This window comes from Streptomyces sp. NEAU-YJ-81 (assembly GCF_017592595.1).
GTDB classification, from domain to species: domain Bacteria; phylum Actinomycetota; class Actinomycetes; order Streptomycetales; family Streptomycetaceae; genus Streptomyces; species Streptomyces hygroscopicus_B.
Map to the genome: position 1 here is coordinate 239,007 of NZ_JAGFNO010000010.1, position 20,684 is coordinate 259,690.

Annotated in this window: 16 protein-coding genes; 6 read left to right on the forward strand and 10 right to left on the reverse strand. The window is 70.6% G+C overall.

The window, feature by feature from the left end; all coding sequences use genetic code 11:
- Positions 1 to 7 precede the first annotated feature (7 nt).
- From J5X86_RS23585 to J5X86_RS23615, 7 genes are all read right to left on the reverse strand, one after another.
- Positions 8 to 955 (reverse strand): transporter substrate-binding domain-containing protein, encoded by a 948-nt coding sequence (locus tag J5X86_RS23585; RefSeq protein WP_208518730.1) that lies wholly within the window; start codon positions 953 to 955, stop codon positions 8 to 10.
- Positions 956 to 1,008: 53 nt separating this feature from the next.
- Positions 1,009 to 2,262, reverse strand: coding sequence for a dipeptidase (locus J5X86_RS23590; protein WP_208518731.1), 1,254 nt, complete (start codon positions 2,260 to 2,262; stop codon positions 1,009 to 1,011).
- The gene (locus tag J5X86_RS23595; RefSeq protein WP_208518732.1) at positions 2,259 to 3,047 is read right to left on the reverse strand and encodes an amino acid ABC transporter ATP-binding protein; all 789 of its coding nucleotides are present in this window, start codon (positions 3,045 to 3,047) and stop codon (positions 2,259 to 2,261) included. Before J5X86_RS23595 ends, J5X86_RS23590 begins: the two co-directional genes overlap by 4 nt.
- Positions 3,044 to 3,952 carry an amino acid ABC transporter permease gene (locus tag J5X86_RS23600; protein ID WP_208518733.1) on the reverse strand — a complete coding sequence of 303 codons (909 nt, stop codon included), beginning with the start codon at positions 3,950 to 3,952 and terminating at the stop codon, positions 3,044 to 3,046. The genes J5X86_RS23595 and J5X86_RS23600 overlap by 4 nt, the downstream gene beginning before the upstream one ends.
- Positions 3,953 to 4,129: 177 nt before the next feature.
- Positions 4,130 to 4,684, reverse strand: a complete 555-nt coding sequence (locus tag J5X86_RS23605; protein ID WP_243981147.1) for a GNAT family N-acetyltransferase — start codon at positions 4,682 to 4,684, stop codon at positions 4,130 to 4,132.
- Between the two features lie 441 nt (positions 4,685 to 5,125).
- On the reverse strand, positions 5,126 to 6,568 hold the full coding sequence (locus tag J5X86_RS23610; protein WP_208518783.1) for an MFS transporter: 1,443 nt from the start codon (positions 6,566 to 6,568) through the stop codon (positions 5,126 to 5,128).
- A 119-nt stretch (positions 6,569 to 6,687) separates the two neighbouring features.
- Positions 6,688 to 8,295 carry an acyl-CoA synthetase gene (locus tag J5X86_RS23615; RefSeq protein ID WP_208518734.1) on the reverse strand — a complete coding sequence of 536 codons (1,608 nt, stop codon included), beginning with the start codon at positions 8,293 to 8,295 and terminating at the stop codon, positions 6,688 to 6,690.
- Between the two features lie 155 nt (positions 8,296 to 8,450).
- Here J5X86_RS23615 and J5X86_RS23620 point away from each other — a divergent pair, with 155 nt between their 5' ends.
- Positions 8,451 to 9,116, forward strand: coding sequence for a TetR/AcrR family transcriptional regulator (locus J5X86_RS23620; protein WP_208518735.1), 666 nt, complete (start codon positions 8,451 to 8,453; stop codon positions 9,114 to 9,116).
- 57 nt (positions 9,117 to 9,173) lie between these two features.
- Here J5X86_RS23620 and J5X86_RS23625 read toward each other — a convergent pair whose 3' ends face one another.
- A complete protein-coding gene (locus J5X86_RS23625) occupies positions 9,174 to 11,735 on the reverse strand; it encodes a PA14 domain-containing protein (RefSeq protein WP_308124697.1) in 2,562 nt (853 codons plus the stop codon).
- Between the two features lie 252 nt (positions 11,736 to 11,987).
- Between J5X86_RS23625 and J5X86_RS23630 the strand changes: the two genes are divergently transcribed.
- The 3 genes from J5X86_RS23630 (at position 11,988) to J5X86_RS23640 (ending at position 15,960) form a co-directional block, all read left to right on the forward strand.
- Positions 11,988 to 12,731, forward strand: a complete 744-nt coding sequence (locus tag J5X86_RS23630; protein WP_078639175.1) for an SDR family NAD(P)-dependent oxidoreductase — start codon at positions 11,988 to 11,990, stop codon at positions 12,729 to 12,731.
- Positions 12,732 to 12,997: 266 nt separating this feature from the next.
- Positions 12,998 to 13,453, forward strand: a complete 456-nt coding sequence (locus J5X86_RS23635; RefSeq protein WP_208518737.1) for a lamin tail domain-containing protein — start codon at positions 12,998 to 13,000, stop codon at positions 13,451 to 13,453.
- A gap of 92 nt (positions 13,454 to 13,545) precedes the next feature.
- On the forward strand, positions 13,546 to 15,960 hold the full coding sequence (locus tag J5X86_RS23640; RefSeq protein ID WP_208518738.1) for a glycoside hydrolase family 65 protein: 2,415 nt from the start codon (positions 13,546 to 13,548) through the stop codon (positions 15,958 to 15,960).
- A gap of 42 nt (positions 15,961 to 16,002) precedes the next feature.
- Here J5X86_RS23640 and J5X86_RS23645 read toward each other — a convergent pair whose 3' ends face one another.
- Positions 16,003 to 17,274 carry an SLC13 family permease gene (locus J5X86_RS23645; RefSeq protein WP_208518739.1) on the reverse strand — a complete coding sequence of 424 codons (1,272 nt, stop codon included), beginning with the start codon at positions 17,272 to 17,274 and terminating at the stop codon, positions 16,003 to 16,005.
- Between the two features lie 232 nt (positions 17,275 to 17,506).
- Between J5X86_RS23645 and J5X86_RS23650 the strand changes: the two genes are divergently transcribed.
- Positions 17,507 to 18,217, forward strand: a complete 711-nt coding sequence (locus J5X86_RS23650; protein WP_078639171.1) for a FadR/GntR family transcriptional regulator — start codon at positions 17,507 to 17,509, stop codon at positions 18,215 to 18,217.
- A 130-nt stretch (positions 18,218 to 18,347) separates the two neighbouring features.
- Positions 18,348 to 19,541 carry a S1 family peptidase gene (locus J5X86_RS23655; protein WP_208518740.1) on the forward strand — a complete coding sequence of 398 codons (1,194 nt, stop codon included), beginning with the start codon at positions 18,348 to 18,350 and terminating at the stop codon, positions 19,539 to 19,541.
- Positions 19,542 to 19,608: 67 nt separating this feature from the next.
- Here the strand turns inward: J5X86_RS23655 and J5X86_RS23660 are convergent, their stop codons facing one another.
- Positions 19,609 to 20,613 (reverse strand): multicopper oxidase domain-containing protein, encoded by a 1,005-nt coding sequence (locus J5X86_RS23660; RefSeq protein WP_208518741.1) that lies wholly within the window; start codon positions 20,611 to 20,613, stop codon positions 19,609 to 19,611.
- Positions 20,614 to 20,684 lie beyond the last annotated feature (71 nt).

The window sequence follows — 20,684 nt, forward strand, 5'->3', positions numbered from 1 at the left end:
GAAGATCTCACTGGGTCTGGGATTGCTTGGAGCCGTTGAGGGCGAGCTGGGACTGGGTGACCGTGGACAGCGGCAGCCCCCACTGGCCGAAAAGCTTGGCGTAGGTGCCCGATTCGTACATCTTCTGCAGCCCCTTGACGAGCACGGAGGCGAGCCCGGTGCCCTTCTTGGCCTGGATGCCGTAAATGGCCGTCGCGGCGGGCAGGTTCAGCATGTCCTTGAGCTCAAGCGTCTCGAAGCGGTCCTGCGCGTTCTGGCTGACCGAGGTGTTGGAGGCGCTGGGTGCGGCCACCGCGTCCACCCGCTTGCTCTGCAGCGCCAGCGAGGCGGCGGGCAGATCGGTGTAGAGCTTCACGTCCACCGACGGCTTGCCCTTCGCGGCACAGCGCTTGTTCTGCGCGGCGAGCACGTTCTGCGTTCCGGCGCCCTTTTCGACGCCGACCTTGTGCCCGCAGACCTCGAGACCGTTCTTGGGGCGGAAGGAGGCGTCCTTGAGGACCATCAGCGTCACACTGCTCTGCGCGAAGTCGGCGAAGTCGACCTCCTTCTGACGCTCGGTGAAGTCGCCGGAGGGGGCGCTGAGGTCGATCCGGCCGGACTTCAGCCCCGGGATGACCGCGTCGAAGTTGGTCCGCTCCACCTTGATCTTCACATCGAGCAGTGAGGAGAGCTGCGCGGACAGCTCGGGGACCAGCCCGGTGATCTTCCCGTCGGACTCGAAGGTGACATACGGCGCGTACTCGCTGACACCCATGATCAGTGTCTTCTTGGTGTACTCCTCGGGCACCTCGGCCGCCAGCGCGCTGTCCTTGGGCTCGGGGGCGAGCGTGGCGGCCGGATGGCTGCTCTTCGCCTTGCCGTCGCCGGGGGTGTCGTCCACCGAACAGGCGGACAGGGTCAGCGTCAGGGAGGCCAGCAGGGGGGCGCATGCGGCGACATGGGGACGGTTGCGCATGGGTGCTCCATTCCGGGAGGTGGGGGGTAGCGGATGCGGAAGAACGGGACCGGTCAGCGGCCCCAGACGGTCTCGGCGACGCGCCGTACGTTGCCCCCGGCCAGCTTGGCCACGTCCGCTTCGGAGTAGCCCCGCTCGAACAGCCACCGGATCATGTTGCCGACGGCCTCCGCGGGGTTCTCACAGCCGCGAACGTGCCCGACCTCCTCGTGCGGCGGCAGTTCGGGGGCCTTGCCGCCGTGCGCGTCGTCCTTGCCGAAGAGCGGGGCGAACGTCCGGTGCCAGGCCGTGTGATCGCCGAAGTTGGTGTCCGGGCCGAAGGCCACATGGTCGATGCCGACCAGATCGACGCAGCGCTCGATGTGTTCCATCACCGAGTCCAGGCTGTGCCGGGGGTGCTGGGCGGTGATGGTCGTATGCGGCGCCGCCTCGACGCCGATGAACCCGCCGGACCCGGCGCAGGCCCGGATCACATCGTCCGGCTTCATCCGCGGGGTCGGCCACAGTGCCCGGGACCCGGCATGGGTGATCACCACGGGCGCGGCGGAACGGCGCACGGCGTCCAGGGCCGTCGCGTCCCCGCTGTGCGAGACGTCGACGATGAGCCCGAGGTCGTTCATCCGGCGCAGCGCCCGGCGGCCGAGCAGGGTCAGACCGGTGTCACCGGTGTCGGCGAGCCCCGAACCCAGCTGGTTGCTCTCGCTGTAGACCAGGCCGAGCAGGCGGACGCCCAGACCGTAGAGCAGATCGAGCCGGTCGATGTCATTGCCGATGGGGGAGGCGGACTCCAGGGTCAGCACCACCCCCACCTGATCGCCGGCCCGTGCCCGGTCGGCCTCCTCGAGCGTACGGACGGGCGTCGCCAGCCGCTGATGGGCGAGGTCCGCCTGGCGCATGGCCAGATCGCTGACCGTGTCGTCCCAGTCCCAGGGGGCATGCGAGCGGATCATGCTCACCGCGGCCGGGCCGCCGTCGAAGAACAGGTCGACCCCCGAGTGGGCGATGCCCTCGTAGGGAATCGACTCCCGGCCCTGGCGGCGGTAGTCGGCGAAGTCCCCCGGGTCCGCGGGGCGCAGCGAGAGATGGTCATGCGCGGAGATCACCGGATGGCGCTCCTCGAAGTCCCGCGCGCGGACCTCGACGTCCTCGCTCCACTCCAGCGCGGACCCGGGGACCCGGCCGAGCGCGGGCGCCAGCTCGAAGGCGCGGAAGTCCTCCCCGGCCTCCAGGTACTGGTACGAGCGGTAGGAGTCCCACAGCTCCAGGCGCCGGACGGTCTTGGCGGGCAGGGGAAGTTCGGTGCTCATGGGGAGACCTTCGACAGGAACGTACGGGTGCGGTCGTGTGAGGGGGTGCGCAGTAGCTGGTCAGGTGCACCTTCTTCGACGATCCGGCCGTCGTCCATGAAGACGATCCGGTCAGCGATATCGGCGGCGAAGCGCATCTCATGGGTGACGACGACCAGCGTCATGCCCTCGCGGGCCAGGTCCCTGATGACGCTGAGCACCTCCTGCACCATCTCGGGGTCGAGGGCGGAGGTCGGCTCGTCGAAGAGCATCACCTTGGGGCGCATCGCCAGGGCGCGGGCGATGGCCACCCGCTGCTGCTGGCCGCCGGAGAGCTTGTCCGGATAGCTGTCCAGCTTGTGGGCGAGCCCGACCCGGGTCATCAGCTCCACGGCCCGCTTGTCGGCTTGGGACTTGGAGAGCCCGAGCACCCTGCGCGGGGCCTCCACGATGTTCTCGCGGGCGGTCAGGTGCGGGAACAGATTGAAGCTCTGGAACACCATGCCCATCGCCGAGCGCTGGGCGGCCAGCTCCCGGGGGCCCAGCTCATGCAGGGTACGGCCGCGCGGCTGGTAGCCGATGACGCTGCCGTCGACCACCACCACGCCCTGGTCCGGCACCTCGAGGTGATTGACGCAGCGCAGCAGCGTGCTCTTTCCGGATCCGGAGGGACCGATCAGACAGACCGTCTCACCTCGGTGGATATCCAGGGAGATGCCGTGCAACACCTCGGTGCCACGGAACGACTTACGGATCCCACGCAGGGAGACGACCGCCTGCGATTGCTTTTCCGATGCCACGGTCATACCGAGTGCTCGATCCTCTTCACTTTCCCGGCCTTGTCGGCCGAAATCAGGGTGTGCCGTCCCAGACGTCGCTCCAGGCGCTGCTGCAGAAGAGTGATGACGCCAGTGATGATCATGTACCAAATGGCGGCCACGATCAACAGCGGAACGGTCTGGAAGTTCTTGGCGTAAATCAGCTGGACCGAGTAGAGCAGGTCGGCCAGGGTGATCACGCTGACCAGGGAGGTGGCCTTGAGGAGAGATATCAGCTCATTTCCCATCGGCGGGACGATGACCCGCAGCGCCTGGGGGAGGGTGATGCGGAAGAAGATCTGAGCTGGCGTCAACCCCAGCGCGGACGCCGCCTGATGCTGTCCGTCGGGCACCGCGAGCAGCCCCGAACGGATCAACTCCGCGATGTACGCGGTCTCATGGAGGGTCAGGCCGATGATCGCGGCGGTCAGCGGGCCGATGACGTCGTTCGAGTCGAAGGTGACGAAACGCGGCCCCCAGGGAATGCCGAGGGACAGCGTCGGAAAAAGGGCGGCGAGGTTGTACCAGAACAGTAGCTGCACCAGCATGGGAATGCTGCGGAAAACCCAGATAAACGCCGCCGCGACCGTGGACATGAGCCGGGAGTCGCCCATCCGCATAAGAGCGACCAGGGTGCCGGACACCAGAGAAATCGCCATGGTCACCGCGGTCATTCCGATGCTGACCCCGATGCCCTTCAGCACCCGGATTTCAAAGAAGTATTTCGCGACGGTGTTCCACTCGAAACGAGGGTTGGTGAATATCGTGGTGACCGCCATCGCGGCCAGTACCAGCACGATCACATTGGCCACCAGAAGTCCGGGACGCCGTCGCTTCGCGCGTTTGAGCACGGTTGGCTCGGGTAGTGCATCGACGTTCGGGGCTTTGGTCATGGCGTGCCTTCGGACGGTCGGGTCGCGGCAGAATTACCGCATCCTAAAACCGCACGTGGGGGCGGTCACCAACAGTTGACACAGAACGGTCAACCGTAAACGGGGGAATGTGCCCGTCCGCCCGGAGCGGCCGGGCGGGCGGACGGACGGGTGCCGGCGGAGTGGGCTCCGCCGGGCCTACAGCCCCTTTTCGAAGGGGAGCGGGCCGATGGTCTCCGGGTCGGCCGAGATATCGAACAGCGGGGTGTAGCCGGTGGCCAGATACAGTCCGCGCGCCTCCGGCTGGCGGGGCCCGGTGGTGAGGTAGATCCGGCGGTAGCCGCGCTCGGCGGCCGACCGCTCCAACTCCGCCACCACCCGGCGGGCCAGCCCGCGCCGCCGATGGCCCGAGTGCGTCCAGATCCGCTTGAGCTCCGCCGTCCGCCCGTCATACCGCCGGTACGCACCCCCGGCGACCGGCTCTCCGCCCTCCAGCAGCAGAAGCAGCTCCCCGTGCGGCGGGGCGAACTCCTCGGCCGGATAGCGGCTCAGCTCACGGTCGGCCGCCCTGCCGTAACGGGTGGAGTACTCGTACGCCAGCTCGCGCAGCAGCGGCTCGACCCGCGGATCGTCCACGGTCACCCGGGCCACCGTCAGCCGGGGTGGGGGTTGGGCCGCGAAGGCCGCGCCGGAGCGCGGACCGGGCTGCGAGCCGTCGTCGGTGGCGGCGGTGCCGAGGAACTCCACGGACATGGGGTGACCTTTCGGGAAGCGGGAAAGGGGGCAAAGCGGAAAGGGGGAGAAGCACCCCCGGAACCGGAACATGGCGCGGTTTGCGGGGTGATGGCGCGTCAGGCGCGGAAGTGGCAGACGAGGGCCCTGGGATCAGAAGGGCCTGAGATCAGAAGAGGGCGGCCGGTGGGACGGCCCGCTGCCGGGTCAGCCGGAACAGGAAGCGGACCACACTCGACCGAAGTCGATGTGGTCGCGTGTGACCAGGGGCAGCTCAGTCCTCACCCGCATCATTCAGCCCCGCACAGGCCCGTTCCGTCAACCGCTGTCCACATGATGGCCCGTATGCGACCCCGCCACGACAAAGCCGCCCGTATCCCCCTTCCGCCACGCGGGCGGGCGGGGAGATACGGGCGGCTGCGAGGTGACTTCGGCTGTCGGCCGTCGGTCGTCGGCCCTGGGTCAGCGGCCCGCCACCGGCTGCGGTGTGCCGGGCCGCTCCGATGGGGCCGTGAGCCGGTCCGGACCGCGGCCCGGCAGCAGCGAGGCGACCGCGAGCGCCACCAGCGCGGCGCCGCCGCCGATCACGAAGGCGGTGCGGAAGCCGTTCAGGGACGGGACCTCGGTGGGCCCGAACGCGGTGGTCATATGGGCGAGGACGACGCCCACCAGCGCACTGGCGGTCGAGGTGCCGATGGACCGCATCAGGGTGTTGAGGCCGTTGGCCGCGCCCGTCTCGGACACCGGCACCGCCGACATGATCAGCGCGGGCATGGCGGAGTAGGCGAGGCCGATCCCGGCGCCGATCACACACGAGATGATCACGACCTGCCACGCGGCGTCCATCAGGAAGACGCCCATGCCGTACCCGGCGGCGATCACCCCCGCGCCGAGCATCAGCGACACCTTGGGGCCCCAGGTGGCCGTGATCCGCGCCGACAGCGGTGAGATGGCCATCATCACCAGACCGGACGGGCCCAGGCACAGGCCGGCGGTCATCATCGACTGGCCCAGTCCGTACCCCGTCGCCTCGGGCATCTGCAGTAGCTGCGGCAGCACCAGCGACATCCCGAACATCGCGAAGCCGATGACGATGGAGGCCAGATTGGTCAGCAGCACCTGACGGCGCACGGTGGTGCGCAGATCCACCAGCGGCCCGGTCACCCGCAGCTCCCACCGGCTCCACAGCAGCAGCACGACCACCGCCCCGCCGAACAGCCCGATGGTGGTCGTGCTGCCCCAGCCCCAGTCGGCGCCCTTGGAGATGGCCAGCAGCAGACAGAGCAGCCCGGCCGACAGCCCGATGGCGCCCACCAGGTCGAACCGCCCGCCGCCGCGCACCGGGGACTCCGGTACGAGCGCCAGCACCAGCGCGATCACCACCACGCCCAGGCTCGCCGAGACCCAGAACAGCACATGCCAGTCGGCGTGTTCGGCCAGCGCAGCGGCGCCGGGCAGGCCGAGGGCGCCGCCGACGCCCAGCGAGGAGCTCATCAGGGCCATCGCCGAGCCGAGCCGTTCGGCGGGCAACTCGTCCCGCATGATGCTGATGCCCAGCGGGATCACGCCCGCGGAGAAGCCCTGGAGCGCACGGCCGACGATCATGGGCGCGAGCGCGTCGGAGAGCGCGCACACCACCGATCCGACCACCAGCATCGTCAGGCTGAGCAACAGCGTCCGCCGCTTGCCGTACATATCGCCGAGCCGGCCCAGCACGGGGGTGGCCACGGCGCCGGCGAGCAGGGTGGCGGTGATCGCCCAGGAGGCGTCCGAGGCCGAGGTGTGCAGCAGTCCCGGAAGATCCGGGATCAGCGGCACGACGAGGGTCTGCATCAGGGAGACGACGATTCCGCCGAACGCCAGGACGGCGACCACCGGTCCGGAGCGCGGCGGGTGGGCGGTCATCGCCACTTCGGGGGCATCGGGGGTCGGAGGCAAGGAAGTCACGGTGGTCCTTCGTCGGGGCGCGGCCGATCCACGTCAGGTGCCGCAGCAGTGTCGCACAATTTTGTGTAACTGGTACGTCAAATATAGCCGCCGCTCTCGCCCCCGGACTCCTCGGCCATGTCGCGGTAGATGTCCCGCAGTTCACGCTTGAGGATCTTGCCGCTGGGGTTCTTCGGCAGCGCCTCGGCGAGCCGGACGAACTTGGGCACCTTGAACCCGGCGAGCCGCTCCCGGCAGTGCGCGAGGATCTCCTCCTCCGTCACCTCCCGCCCCGGTTTGGCCACCACCACCGCGGTCACGGCCTCGATCCAGTACGGATGCTCCACCCCGAACACCGCGACCTCCCCGACCGCCGGATGGGTGTGGACGGCCTCCTCCACCTCGCGCCCCGAGACGTTCTCCCCACCGCTGTTGACCATGTCCTTCTTACGGTCGACGACCGTAAGACACCCCTCCTCGTCCAGCACCCCCAGATCGCCGCTGTGGAACCAGCCGCCCCGGAACGCCTCCGCGGTGCGCTCCGGGTCGCGCCAGTAGCCGAGCATGGTGTGCGGGCCCCGGTGCACGATCTCGCCGACCGTGCCCGGCGGCACCGACCGGTCCGCCTCGTCCACCACCCGGGTCTCGACGTTCAGCGCGGGCCGCCCCGCCGAACCGGCCTTGCGCTCCTGGTCGGCCGGGCCCAGCACGGTCGCGATCGGGGACATCTCGGTCTGGCCGTAGAGGTTGTACAGCGCGAGCCCCGGCAGCCGCCGGCGCAGCTCGGCCAGCACGGCGACCGGCATCGGCGCCGCCCCGTAGTACCCCTTCCGCAGCGACGACAGATCGTGGCCCTCGAACTCCGGATGGCGCAGCAGCGCGATCCACACCGTGGGCGGGGCGAACAGCTTGGTCACCCGCTCCGCCTCGATCGTGGCCAGCAGCGTCGCCGGGTCCGGCCCCGGCAGCACCAGACAGGTGGCGCCCAGCTGGACATCGGGGGTGAGGAAGGCGTGGAGCTGGGCGCAGTGGTACAGCGGCAGCGCGTGGATCTCCACATCGTCGGACGACATTCCGCCGTCGACGATCGCCGTCTGATACTGCGCCATCAGATTGCGGCTCGTCATGATCGCGCCCTTGGGCCGCGACTCGGTCCCCGAGGTGTACATCAGCTGGACCGGATCGTCGTCCTCCAGGGCGGGATCGGGCACCGGATGCCCCCGCTCCGCGCCCAGCGCGGCGAAGTCCTCCCACCCCTCGCGCCCGCCTCCCAGGGCCGCGCGCAGCGCGATCCGGGGCGGTGCGGCCTCGGCCAGCGCGCCCTCGGCCACATCCAGCAGATCCGTGCCCGCGATGATCCCGATCGCCCCCGAATGGTCCAGGACATACGCCACTTCGGGCGCGGTCAGCATGAAGTTGACCGGCACCGACACCGCGCCCAGCCGGGCCAGCGCGAAGTACGCCACCACGAAGCCATGGGAGTTACGGGCCAAGAGCACCACACGATCGCCCTTGGCGACGCCCCGCGCCGCCAGGGCCCCGGCCGTCCGGCTCACCACCGCGTCCAGTTCGGCGTAGGTCTGGCGCAGCGCGCCGTCGACGACCGCCGTCTTGGCGGGCAGCCGCGCCGCGGTGCGCGCCAGCAGATCGGCGATGCCGTGGCGACGGGCGCGCACGATGTCCACGGGCAGGTCGGATGCGGTCATCGTCAGGTCTCCCGGGGCTCGGACGGGCTGGACGGGTCGTCACGCTGGCACGGCGCGGGGCGGCGTTCAAGGCGCCGGACGGCCACGAGCGGCACCCGAGCCGACTTGCGTAGCCTTGGGGCCTGGCACGACGGGGGCGAGCGAAAGGACACCGGATGGCCGGGACCGCGGAGGGGACCGTCCGCAGGGGACGTGGGCGCCCGCCCCGCCTGTCGCGCGAGCAGATCGTCCGCAGCGCCGCGGAGCTGGCGCTCCGCGAGCCGGAGGTCGCGCTGACCGTCAAGAAGGTCGCCGAGGCGGTCGGTTCCGCCCCCATGGCGCTCTACCGCTACTTCCCCGACCGCGACGATCTCCTCCAGGCCGTGGCCGACCGGGTCCTGGCCGAGACCCAGCACAAGGACCCGCCGGGGGAGACCTGGCAGGAGCGGCTGCGCGCCTGGATGCACAGCAGCCGCGACTATCTGCTGCCCCACCGCCAGCTGCTCCCCTATATGGCCGCCACCCAGCAGCCCGCCCGGATCTCCTCCCTGGTGACCCTGACCCGGATGCTGCGTCCCCTGCGGCTGACCGAGGACGATCTCGCGCTGGCGGTGACCCTCATCGGCTCCACCGTCATCGGCCACGCGGTCTACGAGACCCACCGCGGCCCCGTCTCCGCCCGCAAACTGGACGCCCTGAGCGAGGCGCTGGCCCTCTACCCCCAGGAGGAGCGGGAAGCGGTCGCCCCGCTGCTGTCGAGGCTGCCGCAGGCGCAGAGCAGGCTGTACGACGTGGTGGTGGACCGTACGGTCGCCGCCATCGAGGCGCTGGTGACGGAATGACCCGCCCCGGGGCTGCCGCGCCCCGGAACGGGTCACCACCATGGCCGAGCCGTGTGCTTACGTGGTGCACTCCATGGACGCCGGGTCCGCCGCGTCGCGGATCAGCGCCTGATGGGCCCGGCGCAGCCGCTCCACATCGGGCTTGATCTCCTTGCGGTCATAGGTGAGAAGCCCGTTGAGCTCGCCCTCCACATCCGTGATCTGGGTGTAGACGGCCCCGCTGCTGCCGTTGCACGCGACCAGCTCGCGCACCTTGTCCAGCAGCTTCAGATACTCCTCGGTGTACTGGTCCTTGTCCACGCCGACATAGGTGTGCTGCACGGGCCAGGCGTGTCCCGGTATGGCCAGGCCCAGGCCGCCGTACTCCCCGGTGACGCCCGCCCGTGAGGCGTCGGGGCGCGGATCGCCCGGTCCGGGATAGGCGTGGATATCGGCGAGGTCGCCGTTGCCGGTGTCGTTCCAGCCGCTGGCGCCGTCGATGAGCCGGGTGGGGTCCCAGCCCTTGGCGAGCTCGGGCACCTTCGGGCCGCCGTACTGGCCCCAGCTCTCGTTGAAGGTGACCCAGATGGCGATCGACGGACTGCTGATGTGCTGGTCGATCATCCGCTTCATCTCGTGCTCGTACTGCGCCTGCGCCTTCTCGGACGGGGTGACCGTGTTCATGGCGGGCATGTCCTGCCACACCATCAGGCCCAGCCGGTCGGCCCAGTAGTACCAGCGGTCGGGCTCGACCTTGATGTGCTTGCGCACCGAGTTGAAGCCCATGCGCTTGTGCATCTTCAGGTCGTAGGCGAGGGCCTCGTCGGTCGGCGCGGTGTGCAGCCCGTCGGGCCAGAACCCCTGGTCGAGGGTGGCCATGGAGAAGATCGGCTTCCCGTTGAGCACCGTGCGCTTCTTGCCGTCCACCTCCTTGACGGCGATGCTCCGCATGCCGAAGTAGCTCTCCACCCGGTCCGCCGAGGGGCCCCGGCCGACCGTGACCTTCAGCTGGTACAGATGCGGATCGTCGGGGGACCACAGGTGCGGCGAGGGCACGGGGACGGTGAGCGGCTTCCCGGTGCGCCCGGTGGCGGTGCCGACCACGCGCCGTCCGTCGTAGGCGGTCGCGGTGACCGGGACGCCGTCCCGCACCCCGCGGACCTCGGTGGTGAGGGTTTCGCCGGGGACGTCCGGGGTCAGCTTGAGCGTGTCCACGTGGTCGGTGGCGACCGGCTCCATCCAGACGGTCTGCCAGATCCCGGAGGAGGGGGTGTAGAAGATGCCGCTGGGGTCGAGACGCTGCTTGCCCATCGGCGGGTTCTCGCCGTCGGCCGCGTCCGTCGGGTCGTAGACGCCGACGATCAGCTCCTGGGTGCGGCCCGGCCGCAGGGCGTCGGTGACATCGGCACTGAACCGGTCGTAGCCGCCGCGGTGGTCGGCCACCCGGGTGCCGTTGACATACACCTCGGCCTGCCAGTCGACGGCGTCGAAGTTCAGCCGCAACCGCTTTCCGTCGCCGACCTTCCAGTCGGCCGGGACGGTGAACGTCCGCCGGTACCACATGCGGTCCTCATGGCGCTCCACGCCGGAGAGCTTGGACTCCACCGGGTAGGGAACCAGGATCCGCTCCTTGAGCCGCTGCCCGACGGGGGGCTTCTCCCCCTCCTTCGCGGCGGCGAACTGCCAGTTGCCGTTGAGGTTGCGCCACTGATCACGGGTGAGCTGGGGGCGCGGGTACTCGGGGTGGGCGTTGTCCGGGCCGACGTCCTTGGCCCAGGGGGTGCTCAGCTGATACGTCGACGTGTTGCCGCCGAACGACACATACGGCTCGATGGCGCCGTCGCCGTCCTCCAGGCCGCCCTCGCCGTCGTAGCGCACGACGGCCTCGCCGCCGCGGCCGACCACCGGCTCCTTCAGGGCGAGCAGCAGCCGGGACGGGTCGGAAGCGTCCAGCCGGGCGCGCCCGAGCGGCCAGGCCGCGCCGCCGATGACGGCGGTCAGATGTGACGTCAGATCGGCCGGGGGAGTGGTCAGGGGCTGGGCGAAGTCCAGCAGCAGGGTGCGGCCGTCGGGCTGGACGGCGCTGGTCACCGGGCCGTCGTAGTCGAAGTCGGCGGGCAGCCGGAAGGCGGACGCGGGCACGGGCGCCTTGGCCGCGCCCGGCGGGGTCCAGGACAGATGGAGGTTGGAGCCGCCGTAGTGCTCGAAGTACTCGACCTTGATGTCGTACGCCTTGCCCGCGGTGAGCTCGACGGGCTGGGAGGTCTGCTCCTTGTCCCAGTCGTCCACCCAGTGGTCGATGACCGGTTTGCCGTCGATCCACAGCCGGAAGCCGTTGTCGCCGGTGATCGAGAAGGTGTGCGCACCGGAGCGCTCCGGTGTGATCTGGCCGGTCCAGCGGACGCTGACGTCGTCGGACCGTCCGGTGGTGGCCTGCAGCCGCGGATCCAGATTGCCGAAGTCCAGGGCGGTGTCGAGGCTGGTGGCCTTCAGCTCGTGGAAGTCGAAGGCCCCCGGGGCGGACTGGAGGTAGTAGTCGCCGCGGAGGCCGTGGACGACCGGGGAGTCGTCGGAGGGGGTGTCGGCCGCGGCCGGACCTGGACCGGTCAGCAGACCGAGCGCGCCAAGCGCCAAGGCCACGGTCGCGACCACGGATCTGGCGAAAGATGAACGAAAACGCACATGTCCTCCTTGCTGGAACAGCTACTGAGGCTGTTGCTGGGACAAGTGGGGCGCCGCCATTGCGCCATCCCCAACAGAACCTGTCAATAGTGAACGCAAGGCAACAGCCTGCCTGTTGGGTACTGAGCCTTGACGGGAATGCGCTTTCTCCCTAGCGTGCGGTTCATAGATGTGACTGGAATTCAATAAGCTGCACGGAGGAGGCCCGTGATGGGGCGACGGATCGTGGTGTCGGGCGGCGGTACCGGCATAGGACTGGCGGCCGCGGAGACCTTCGCCGCCGAAGGGGACCGGGTGGTCATCCTCGGGCGCCGCGCCGAGGTGCTGCGCACGGCGGCGGACAAGCTCAACGCCGCCTACGGCCCCGACCTGGTCACCTGGACCAGTGCGGACCTCAGCGACCCCGAGCAGACCCGGCGCGCCGCCGAGTTCATCACGGCGGACGGTGGGGTGGACGTCGTCGTCACCAACGCCGGCGGCAATGTCGCGGCCTCCAACGACGGCACCCTCGAAGGCATCGCCGACCAGTACCAGCGGAACTTCGCGGCCAACGTGCTGACCGCCGTACTGCTCACCGAGGCGCTGGTGCCCCACCTCACCCGGCCCGGCGGCCGGATCGTCCATCTGTCCTCGGTCGCGGCGCTGCGCGGTCCCGGATCGTACGGCGGCACCAAGGCCGCGCTGCACACCTACACCTTCGAGCTGGCCAAGCGGCTCGGCCCGGAGGGCGTCACCGCCAACGCGGTGGCCCCCGGCTATGTCGAGGACACCGAGTTCTTCGGCGAGCGCGGCACGCCCGAGTTCATCGCCCAGCAGATCGGGCAGACGCTCACCGGGCAGCCCGGGACGCCCGTCGAGATCGCGGCCGCCATCCGCTATCTGGCCTCCCCGGAGGCCGCGTACGTCACCGGTCAGGTCCTGCACATCAACGGCGGTGCGCAGTTCGGCCGCTGACGCCGCCTCGCCCCCGGCGACCCCCGCCGGATATAGCCGCGGATCGGATCCGCGCTAGGGCCATACGGCCCTGGAGCAAGGGCCGCGCAGCCCTGCCGCCACGTTCAGCCGTGGTCCAATCTGGTCCTCCACACAGGTGGGGGGAAGACGGACGGACGGCCGCACCGAAGGAGTCAGCTCGCTGACTCCAAACCATCTTCGGGCGCGGCCGCCCGTCCGTCCTGCGTTACCACTGCTTCACCATGCACGACGCAAGGGGGGACCTCATGTCCGCATACACCGCCCGCATCGGCGCGGCGCTCGCCGCCGGCTGCGCGATCGCCCTGCTGTACCCGGCGACGCCCGCCGGTGCCGCGGGCTCCGTACACCTTTCCAAGATCTACTACGACTCGCCCGGCACGGACAACCGGAGCACCTCCAGCCTCAACGGCGAGTACGTCCAGATCAAGAACTCCACCTCGCGCGGGGTCAGCCTGAAGGGCTGGGTGCTCGTCGACGCGAGCAACCACAAGTACACCTTCCCGAGCTACACCCTCGGCGCGGGCAAGACCGTGACCGTCCGGACCGGCATCGGCTCCGACACCTCGGCCACCAAGTACCAGGACCGCCGGGCGTACGTCTGGAACAACGACGCCGACAAGGCCACCCTCCGCAAGACCGGCGGCTCCACGGTCGACACCTGCTCGTACAACAGCAGCCGGGTCGACTACAAGATCTGCTGAGCGCCCGCCGCGCGGGGGCGCGGCGCAGCCGGTGAAGTCCCGCGGCCCGGACGACAATGGGGGTGTCGAGGGAGGAGAGCCGGTGAGCGGCCGTGGCGGACTGGGCGTGGGAGTACGAGGGCTATGAGCCCGGCGAGGAGCGGTTGCGCGAGTCGCTGTGCACGCTCGGCAACGGCTATCTCGCCACCCGGGGCGCGGCCTCCGAGGCGGCAGCCGATGAGACGCACTACCCGGGCACCTATGTGGCGGGCTGCTACAACCGGCTGACGTCGGTGATCGGCGGACGGCAGGTCCAGAACGAGGACCTGGTCAACCTGCCGAACTGGCTGCCGCTGCGCTACCGCGTCCACGACCCGGACCGGCCCGCCGGCACCGGCGGCTGGCTCACACCCGACGGGGCCGAGCTGACCGGCTACCGGCAGACCCTCGACCTCCGGCACGGCATCCTCATGCGGCGGCTGCGGTACACCGACCGGCACGGCCGGGTGCTCCACGTCGACCAGGAGCGGCTCGTCCACATGGGCGATCCGCACCTGGCGGCGATGCGCATCACCCTCCGGGCCGAGGGCTGGTCCGGCACCGTCGAGCTGGAGTCGGGGCTCGACGGTGCCGTGGCCAACACCGGCGTGGCCCGCTACGCGGCGCTGTCGGGCCGCCATCTCATCGACCGGCGCACCGGCGCCGGGGGCCCCGACACCGTATGGCTGAGCTGCCGCACCACCACTTCCGAGGTGCGCGTGGCCATGGCCGCGCGCACCCGGGCCGTTCGCGGCGCGCCCACCGGCAGCGGGCAGCGGCTCACCGAGAGCGCGGCGATGCGCACCCTGGCCCTGCCGGTCGGGCCGGACGCTCCGGTCATCGTCGAGAAGACCGTGGCGGTGTACACCTCCAAGGACCCCGCGATGAGCGATCCGACCCAGGCCGCCCTCGACGCAGTGGCCCGGGCGCCGGAGTTCGGGAAGTTGCTCGCCTCCCACCGCACCGCATGGGAACACCTGTGGCGCGAGGCGGCGTTGGAGGTCCCCGGCGAGGCGGGCCACATCCTGCGGCTGCACCTGTTCCACATCCTGCAGACGCTCTCGCCGCACACCGCGGAGCTGGACGTGGGCGTCCCGGCCCGCGGCCTCCACGGCGAGGCGTACCGCGGCCATGTCTTCTGGGACGAGCTGTTCGTGCTGTCGTATCTGAACCTGCACTTCCCCGAGGTGTCCCGGGCCCTGCTGCACTACCGCCACCGGCGGCTGCCCCAGGCGTGCCGCGCCGCCGCGGACGCCGGGCGGGCCGGGGCGATGTACCCGTGGCAGAGCGGCGGCGACGGGCGTGAGGAGACCCAGACGCTGCATCTGAACCCGCGCTCCGGCCGCTGGCTGCCGGACCACTCCCGGCTGCAGCACCATGTGGGCTCGGCGGTGGCGTACAACGTGTGGCAGTACTGCCAGGCCAGCGGCGACACCGACTTCCTGTACACCAAGGGCGCGGAGATGCTGGTGCAGATCGCCCGCTTCTGGGCGGACACCGCCGTCATGGATCCGGACCGCGGGCGGTACCGCATCCGCGGGGTGGTCGGGCCCGACGAGTACCACGACGGCTATCCCGGCACCGACCGCCCCGGGATCGACGACAACGCGTACACCAACGTCACCGCCGCCTGGGTGCTCGACCGGGCCCTGGAGATGGCCCGCACCCTGCCCGAGCCGCGCCGCCGCGAGCTGTTCGAGCGGGTGGGCCTGGACCGCGCGGAGCCGGAGCGCTGGGAGGACGTCTCACGGCGGCTGCTGGTCCCCTTCCACCGGGGCGTCATCAGCCAGTTCGAGGGCTACAGAGAGCTGGCCGAACTCGACTGGGACGGCTACCGCGCCCGCTACGGCGACATCCGCCGGCTGGACCGGATCCTGGAGTCCGAGGGCGACTCCGTCAACCGGTATCAGGTCTCCAAGCAGGCCGACGCGCTGATGCTCGGTTACCTCTTCTCCCCCGCCGAGCTGTCGGGCCTCTTCCGGCGGCTCGGCTACGTCCTGGACGACGACGTCTGGCGGGACACCGTGGCGTACTACCTGCCCCGGACCAGCCACGGCTCGACCCTCAGCGAGCTGGTGCACGGCTGGGTGCTGGTGCGGGCGCGCCGGGCCGAGGCGTGGCGGCACTGCCAGGAGGCGCTGCTCGGCGACGTGGCGGACGTCCAGGGCGGCACCACAGGCGAGGGCATCCACCTCGGCGCCATGGGCGGCACCCTCGATCTGGTGCAGCGCGGCCTGACCGGGCTGGAGACCCGCGAGGACGCCCTGTGGCTGGACCCGGTGCCGCTCCCCGAGCTGTCCGGGCTGTCGGAGTACCGGTTCTCGGTGCGCTATCGCGGCCATTGGGGCGTCGCCCTGCGGGTGCGGGCCGGGAGGCTGTGGATCAGCGTGCCGGACTCGGAGGAGTCCCCGATCGACGTGCGGCTCGCCGACCGCTCGCTGACCGTCGCCCCGGGCGAATCCCGCTGGGTTCCGCTGCCGCCCGGCTGAAGCCGCGGCCTGAACCCCGGGTGGCAGCCCCCGTCGGCCCGCTCAGCCGAGGCCGGGGACCACCAACGCCAGCCAGACGACCGGGGGCACCGCCACCACCATGATCCCGCCGTAGACCATCAGCTGCCGGAAGAACCGGTCCCGGTCCACATCCGGCGCGTTGGCCAGCACCAGCGCCCCGTTGGTCGAGAAGGGGCTGACATCGACGACGGTCGCCGACACCGCGAGGGCCGCGATCATCCCCACCGCGCCGATGTCGCCCTGGGCCAGGAAGGGAACGGCGAGCGGGATCAGCGCGCCCATGATGCCCACCGAGGAGGCGAAGGCGGAGACGATCGCGCCGATGTAGCAGAGCAGCAGGGCGGCGAGCAGCGGAATCCCGATGTCGCTGACCGCCTTGCCCGCGTAGTCGATGGTGCCCATCTCATCCAGCACCCCGACATAGGTGAGCACACCGCAGATCAGCAGCACGGTGGGCCAGGTGACCTCGTTCACGGCCTTCTTGCCGTGGTCCGGCCAGAAGACGCTCAGGGCCACGGCGAGGGTGATCGAGGTGAGCCCGGCGTCCAGGTCGAAGGCGAGCACCGCGACCACCAGCACCACCAGCGCGCTCAGCGTGGCGATACGGGCCGGGGTGAGACGGCCCTCCGCGTCGGCCGGCGCCTCCCCCGCCCCGTCCTCCCGCTCCTCCCCGGCGGCGACGGCGGTCCTGGGGAGCTTCAGCCCGCCGCAGACGACGAAGACGACGGCGGCGATGATCAGGTTGACCACCAGGCTCGCGAGGAACAGCGTGACCTCGTTGCCGGGGAGCTTCTCCCGGTCCACGATGCCGTTGACGATCGAGCCGTAGATGCTGATCGGGGAGAAGCCGCCGCCCTGGGCGCCGTGCACCACCATGGCACCCATCAGCAGCGGGCTGATGCGGTACCGCGCGGCGAAGGAGAGCGCGAGCGGGGCGACGATCGCGACCGCCGCCGGGCTCACCGCCCCGATCGCGGTCAGCACCCCGCTGATCGCGAACATCACCCAGGGGATCAGCGCGACCCGCCCGCCCACCAGCCGGATCGAGGCGTGCACCAGCCAGTCGGTGGTGCCATTCGCGCGGGCGAGGGCGAACAGATACGTCACCCCCACCAGGACCACGAACAGATCGCCCGGGAACCCGGCGAAGATATGGTCCGCGCTGAAGTCGGCGACCAGCTCGCCCACGCCGAAGGCGGCGGCGAAGGACAGGGCGCCCATGTTGATCGAACGAGTAGTGGCGATGACGAAGACCACCACCAGCACGAGTATTGAGATCAATTCGTCGGACATCGAGCGCTCCCGTCACGGGGACCCGGTCGGCGGACCGGGGACGGTCGGACCAAGTGGCCTGCTGGCTGACTCACGTTGGGGGCCGGGCGGTTCAGCAGTCAAGACATCGGTGGCAGATTGGCTCAGCCAATTGGTCAGTGCTCCACCGGTCCGTCAGACCACCGCACCATCCCTCCACCCGGTGCTACGCTGCGAATCGGGGCCATCACAAACCGCGATGGGGGGAGCCCGTATGCCCGGGGACGCGCTGCGACCGATGAACCGTCAGCGCCTGTACGAGCAGGTGCTGGAGAGGCTGCGCGCCTACGTCGAGGAGGGCGGGCTGCGCGCGGGCGACCGGCTGCCGACCGAGCGCGAGCTGGCCCAGCGCCTCGGGATCAGCCGCGCCTCCGTCAAACAGGCCATCGTCGTCCTCGAGGTGCAGGGGCTCGTCGAGGTGCGCCAGGGCGGCGGTATGCGCCTGCTGCGCGACAGCCTCGACACCGAGCCCGTCGAGCGGCTGGTCGAGCGCCGCCGCAGGCTGCCCGATGTGCTCGACGCCCGCGAGGCGTTGGAGACCAAGCTGGCCGAACTCGCCGCCGAGCGCCGCACCGACGACGACCTCATGGCCCTCCAGCAGGCCCTGATCTGGATGGAGGACGAGATCGAGTCCGGGCGCTACGGCATCGAGGGCGACCGCCGCTTCCACGCCGCCGTCACCGCGGCCGCGCACAGCCCGCTGCTCGGCGAGTTCATGCGCTCCATCGCCGACCAGATCGCCGAGAGCCGCGAGGAGTCGCTGCGCCAGCCCGGCCGTCCCAGGCGTTCGCTCGGCCAGCATCAGAGCATCCTGGACGCCATCGCCGAGCGCCGCCCCAAGGCCGCCGCCGCGGCCATGCGCCGCCATGTCCGCACCGTCGCCCAGGTGCGGCTGCTCAACTGGAATCCGGACGACGCCCCGTGAGCCCGCCGCGGCAGCCGTTCCGAGTGTGACCGACCACGGTCTTGGTCTGGACTTTCCCCCCTGGCTCGCTAGGCTCGGCGCGATCGACACGTGAAAGCGCTCTCACCCGCCGAACAGAAGGGGAACTTCCATGAGACGGAAGCCCGTTGTCCGTGCCGGACTGTCCGCACTCCTCGTCCTCGGTGCCCTCTCGGGCGCCGGCGGGGCCTTCTCGACCGCCGCCGCGGCATCCGGCGCCGACGCCCCCGCGGCGAAGCCCGCCGCCGCGTCGGCGCCGTCCGCCGGCCTCGTCCGCGCGCTCGGCCGGGACCTCGGCCTGACCGCGGACCAGGCGCGTGAGCGGCTCGGCCAGGAGGCCGCCGCCATGAGGCTGGAGCCCAAGGCCGAGCGCGCCGCGGGCGCGTCCTACGGCGGCTCGTGGTTCGACACGAGCAGCGGAAAGCTGGTCGTCGGCGTCACCAGCGCCGAGCGGGCCGCGTCGGTACGGGCCACGGGCGCCACCACCCGGATCGTGAAGCACAGCGCCGGCGCGCTCGACGCGGCCAAGGCGCGCCTCGATGACAAGGCCCGCAAGAAGGCCGCCCCGGCCGGGGTGAGCAGTTGGAGCGCCGACCCCCGCGCGGGCGGCGTCGTGGTCCGGGTCCGTGAGGGCAGCGAGGGCGACGCCGCCGTCCGCGCCTTCCTCCGCGAGGCCAAGCGCTCGTCCTCGGTCCCGGTCACCGTTGAGAAGGCCCCCGCCCAGGCGCCGACGACCTTCGCCGCCGGCACGGTCGGCGGCGACCCGTACTACACCGGCAACGTCCGCTGCTCCATAGGCTTCTCGGTCCAGGGCGGCTTCGTCACGGCCGGACACTGCGGCCAGGCGGGGGGCTCCGTCAGCGGCTGGGACGGCTCGTACATCGGCAACTTCCAGGGCTCCTCCTTCCCCGGCAACGACTACGCCTACGTCAGCGTCGGCAGCGGCTGGTGGACCGTGCCGGTGGTGCTCGGCTGGGGCACCGTTCCCGACCAGTTGGTCCGCGGCTCCAACGAGGCCCCGATCGGCGCCTCCATCTGCCGTTCCGGCTCCACCACCCACTGGCACTGCGGCACGGTCCTGGCCAAGAACGAGACCGTGAACTACAGCCAGGGCGCCGTGTATCAGATGACCAAGACCAGTGTGTGCGCCGAGGGCGGTGACTCCGGAGGCTCGTTCATCAGCGGCGACCAGGCCCAGGGCGTGACCTCGGGTGGCTGGGGCAACTGCTCCGGCGGCGGCGAGACCTGGTACCAGCCGATCAACGAGATCCTGTCGGTGTACGGCCTGCGGCTGCACACCGCCTGACGGGGCGGTACGGCGACGATACGACGGGGCGGGCCGGGCGGCCCGCCCCGTTGTATCGTTTCGCCACCTATCCGTGGTGGTGCGCGGACAGCCGGTGCGGGTCGTGGCCGGGGATGGTGCCATCGGCCTTGGCGACCAGGAACAGCCCGGCCATGCCCATGTCGGAGTGGCTCTGGACATGGCAGTGATACATCCAGGCGCCGGGGCCGACGTTCTCCCCGGCGATCACCTGGAAGCCGAAGGAGTCGGCGGGCCCAGTGATCTTGTTGTCGATGACCCGGCTCACATCGTCCGGGCCTTCCAGCAGCCCGGTGCGGTTGTCCGCCCAGCGGTGCCCGTGCATATGGAAGGTGTGGTAGTACTCACCGTGCGTGATCATGATGATCTCGACGCGGTCGCCCACCGTCGCCCGGAACTCGGGGGCTTCATGCCCCGCCTTGTTGTTGATCGTCATGTCGTTGAAGACGATGGTGAACTGCTTGTCCGGCAGGATGTCGCCCGCCCGCCGCACCACCACGGGGCCGTACAGCCCCTTCCGGAGGCCGCCGGTGCCGTGCGGGGTGCCCACCGCGTGGTCGTGGTAGTGCCAGTAGCCCGCGCTGCCCGGCCGCCAGGTGCCGTCGGCGCGCTTGCCCGGGGCGTGGGTGCGCCAGGTGTAGGTGCGGGTGCCGCCCGGCTCCACGGCGCTGCGGTTGAGCTGGGTGCCGTCGCTGGCCACGTCGTAGTCCAGGCCGTGCACATGGAGGCTGGCCGTGACGTCCATGGTGTTCTCGAACTCGATGTGCAGGGTGTCGCCCTCGGTCAGCTCGATCAGCGGACCGGGGATGGTGGCCTTGCCCTTCTCGAGGCCGTAACCCATCTGGCCGTCAGGCAGCTTCTCGGCGTAGAGCTTGAGATGGCGGACCACCCCGCCCGCGGTCGCCGTCCGGACCGCGCCGGACGGGACCTTCGGCGCCTTCGCGGCGGCGGAGGAGGTGAGGGCCAGCGGTCCGACGGCCGCGGCGGCCGCGCCGCCGGTGAAGAGCCGTCTGCTGAGACCGCGTCTGGAGGTGATGCCGGGTGCGTCGCTCATCGTTCTCCCAAATCGCTGTGGATCCCCTGCCGTTGACGATGCGCAGATGCCCCGGGGTGCTTTCACGGTAG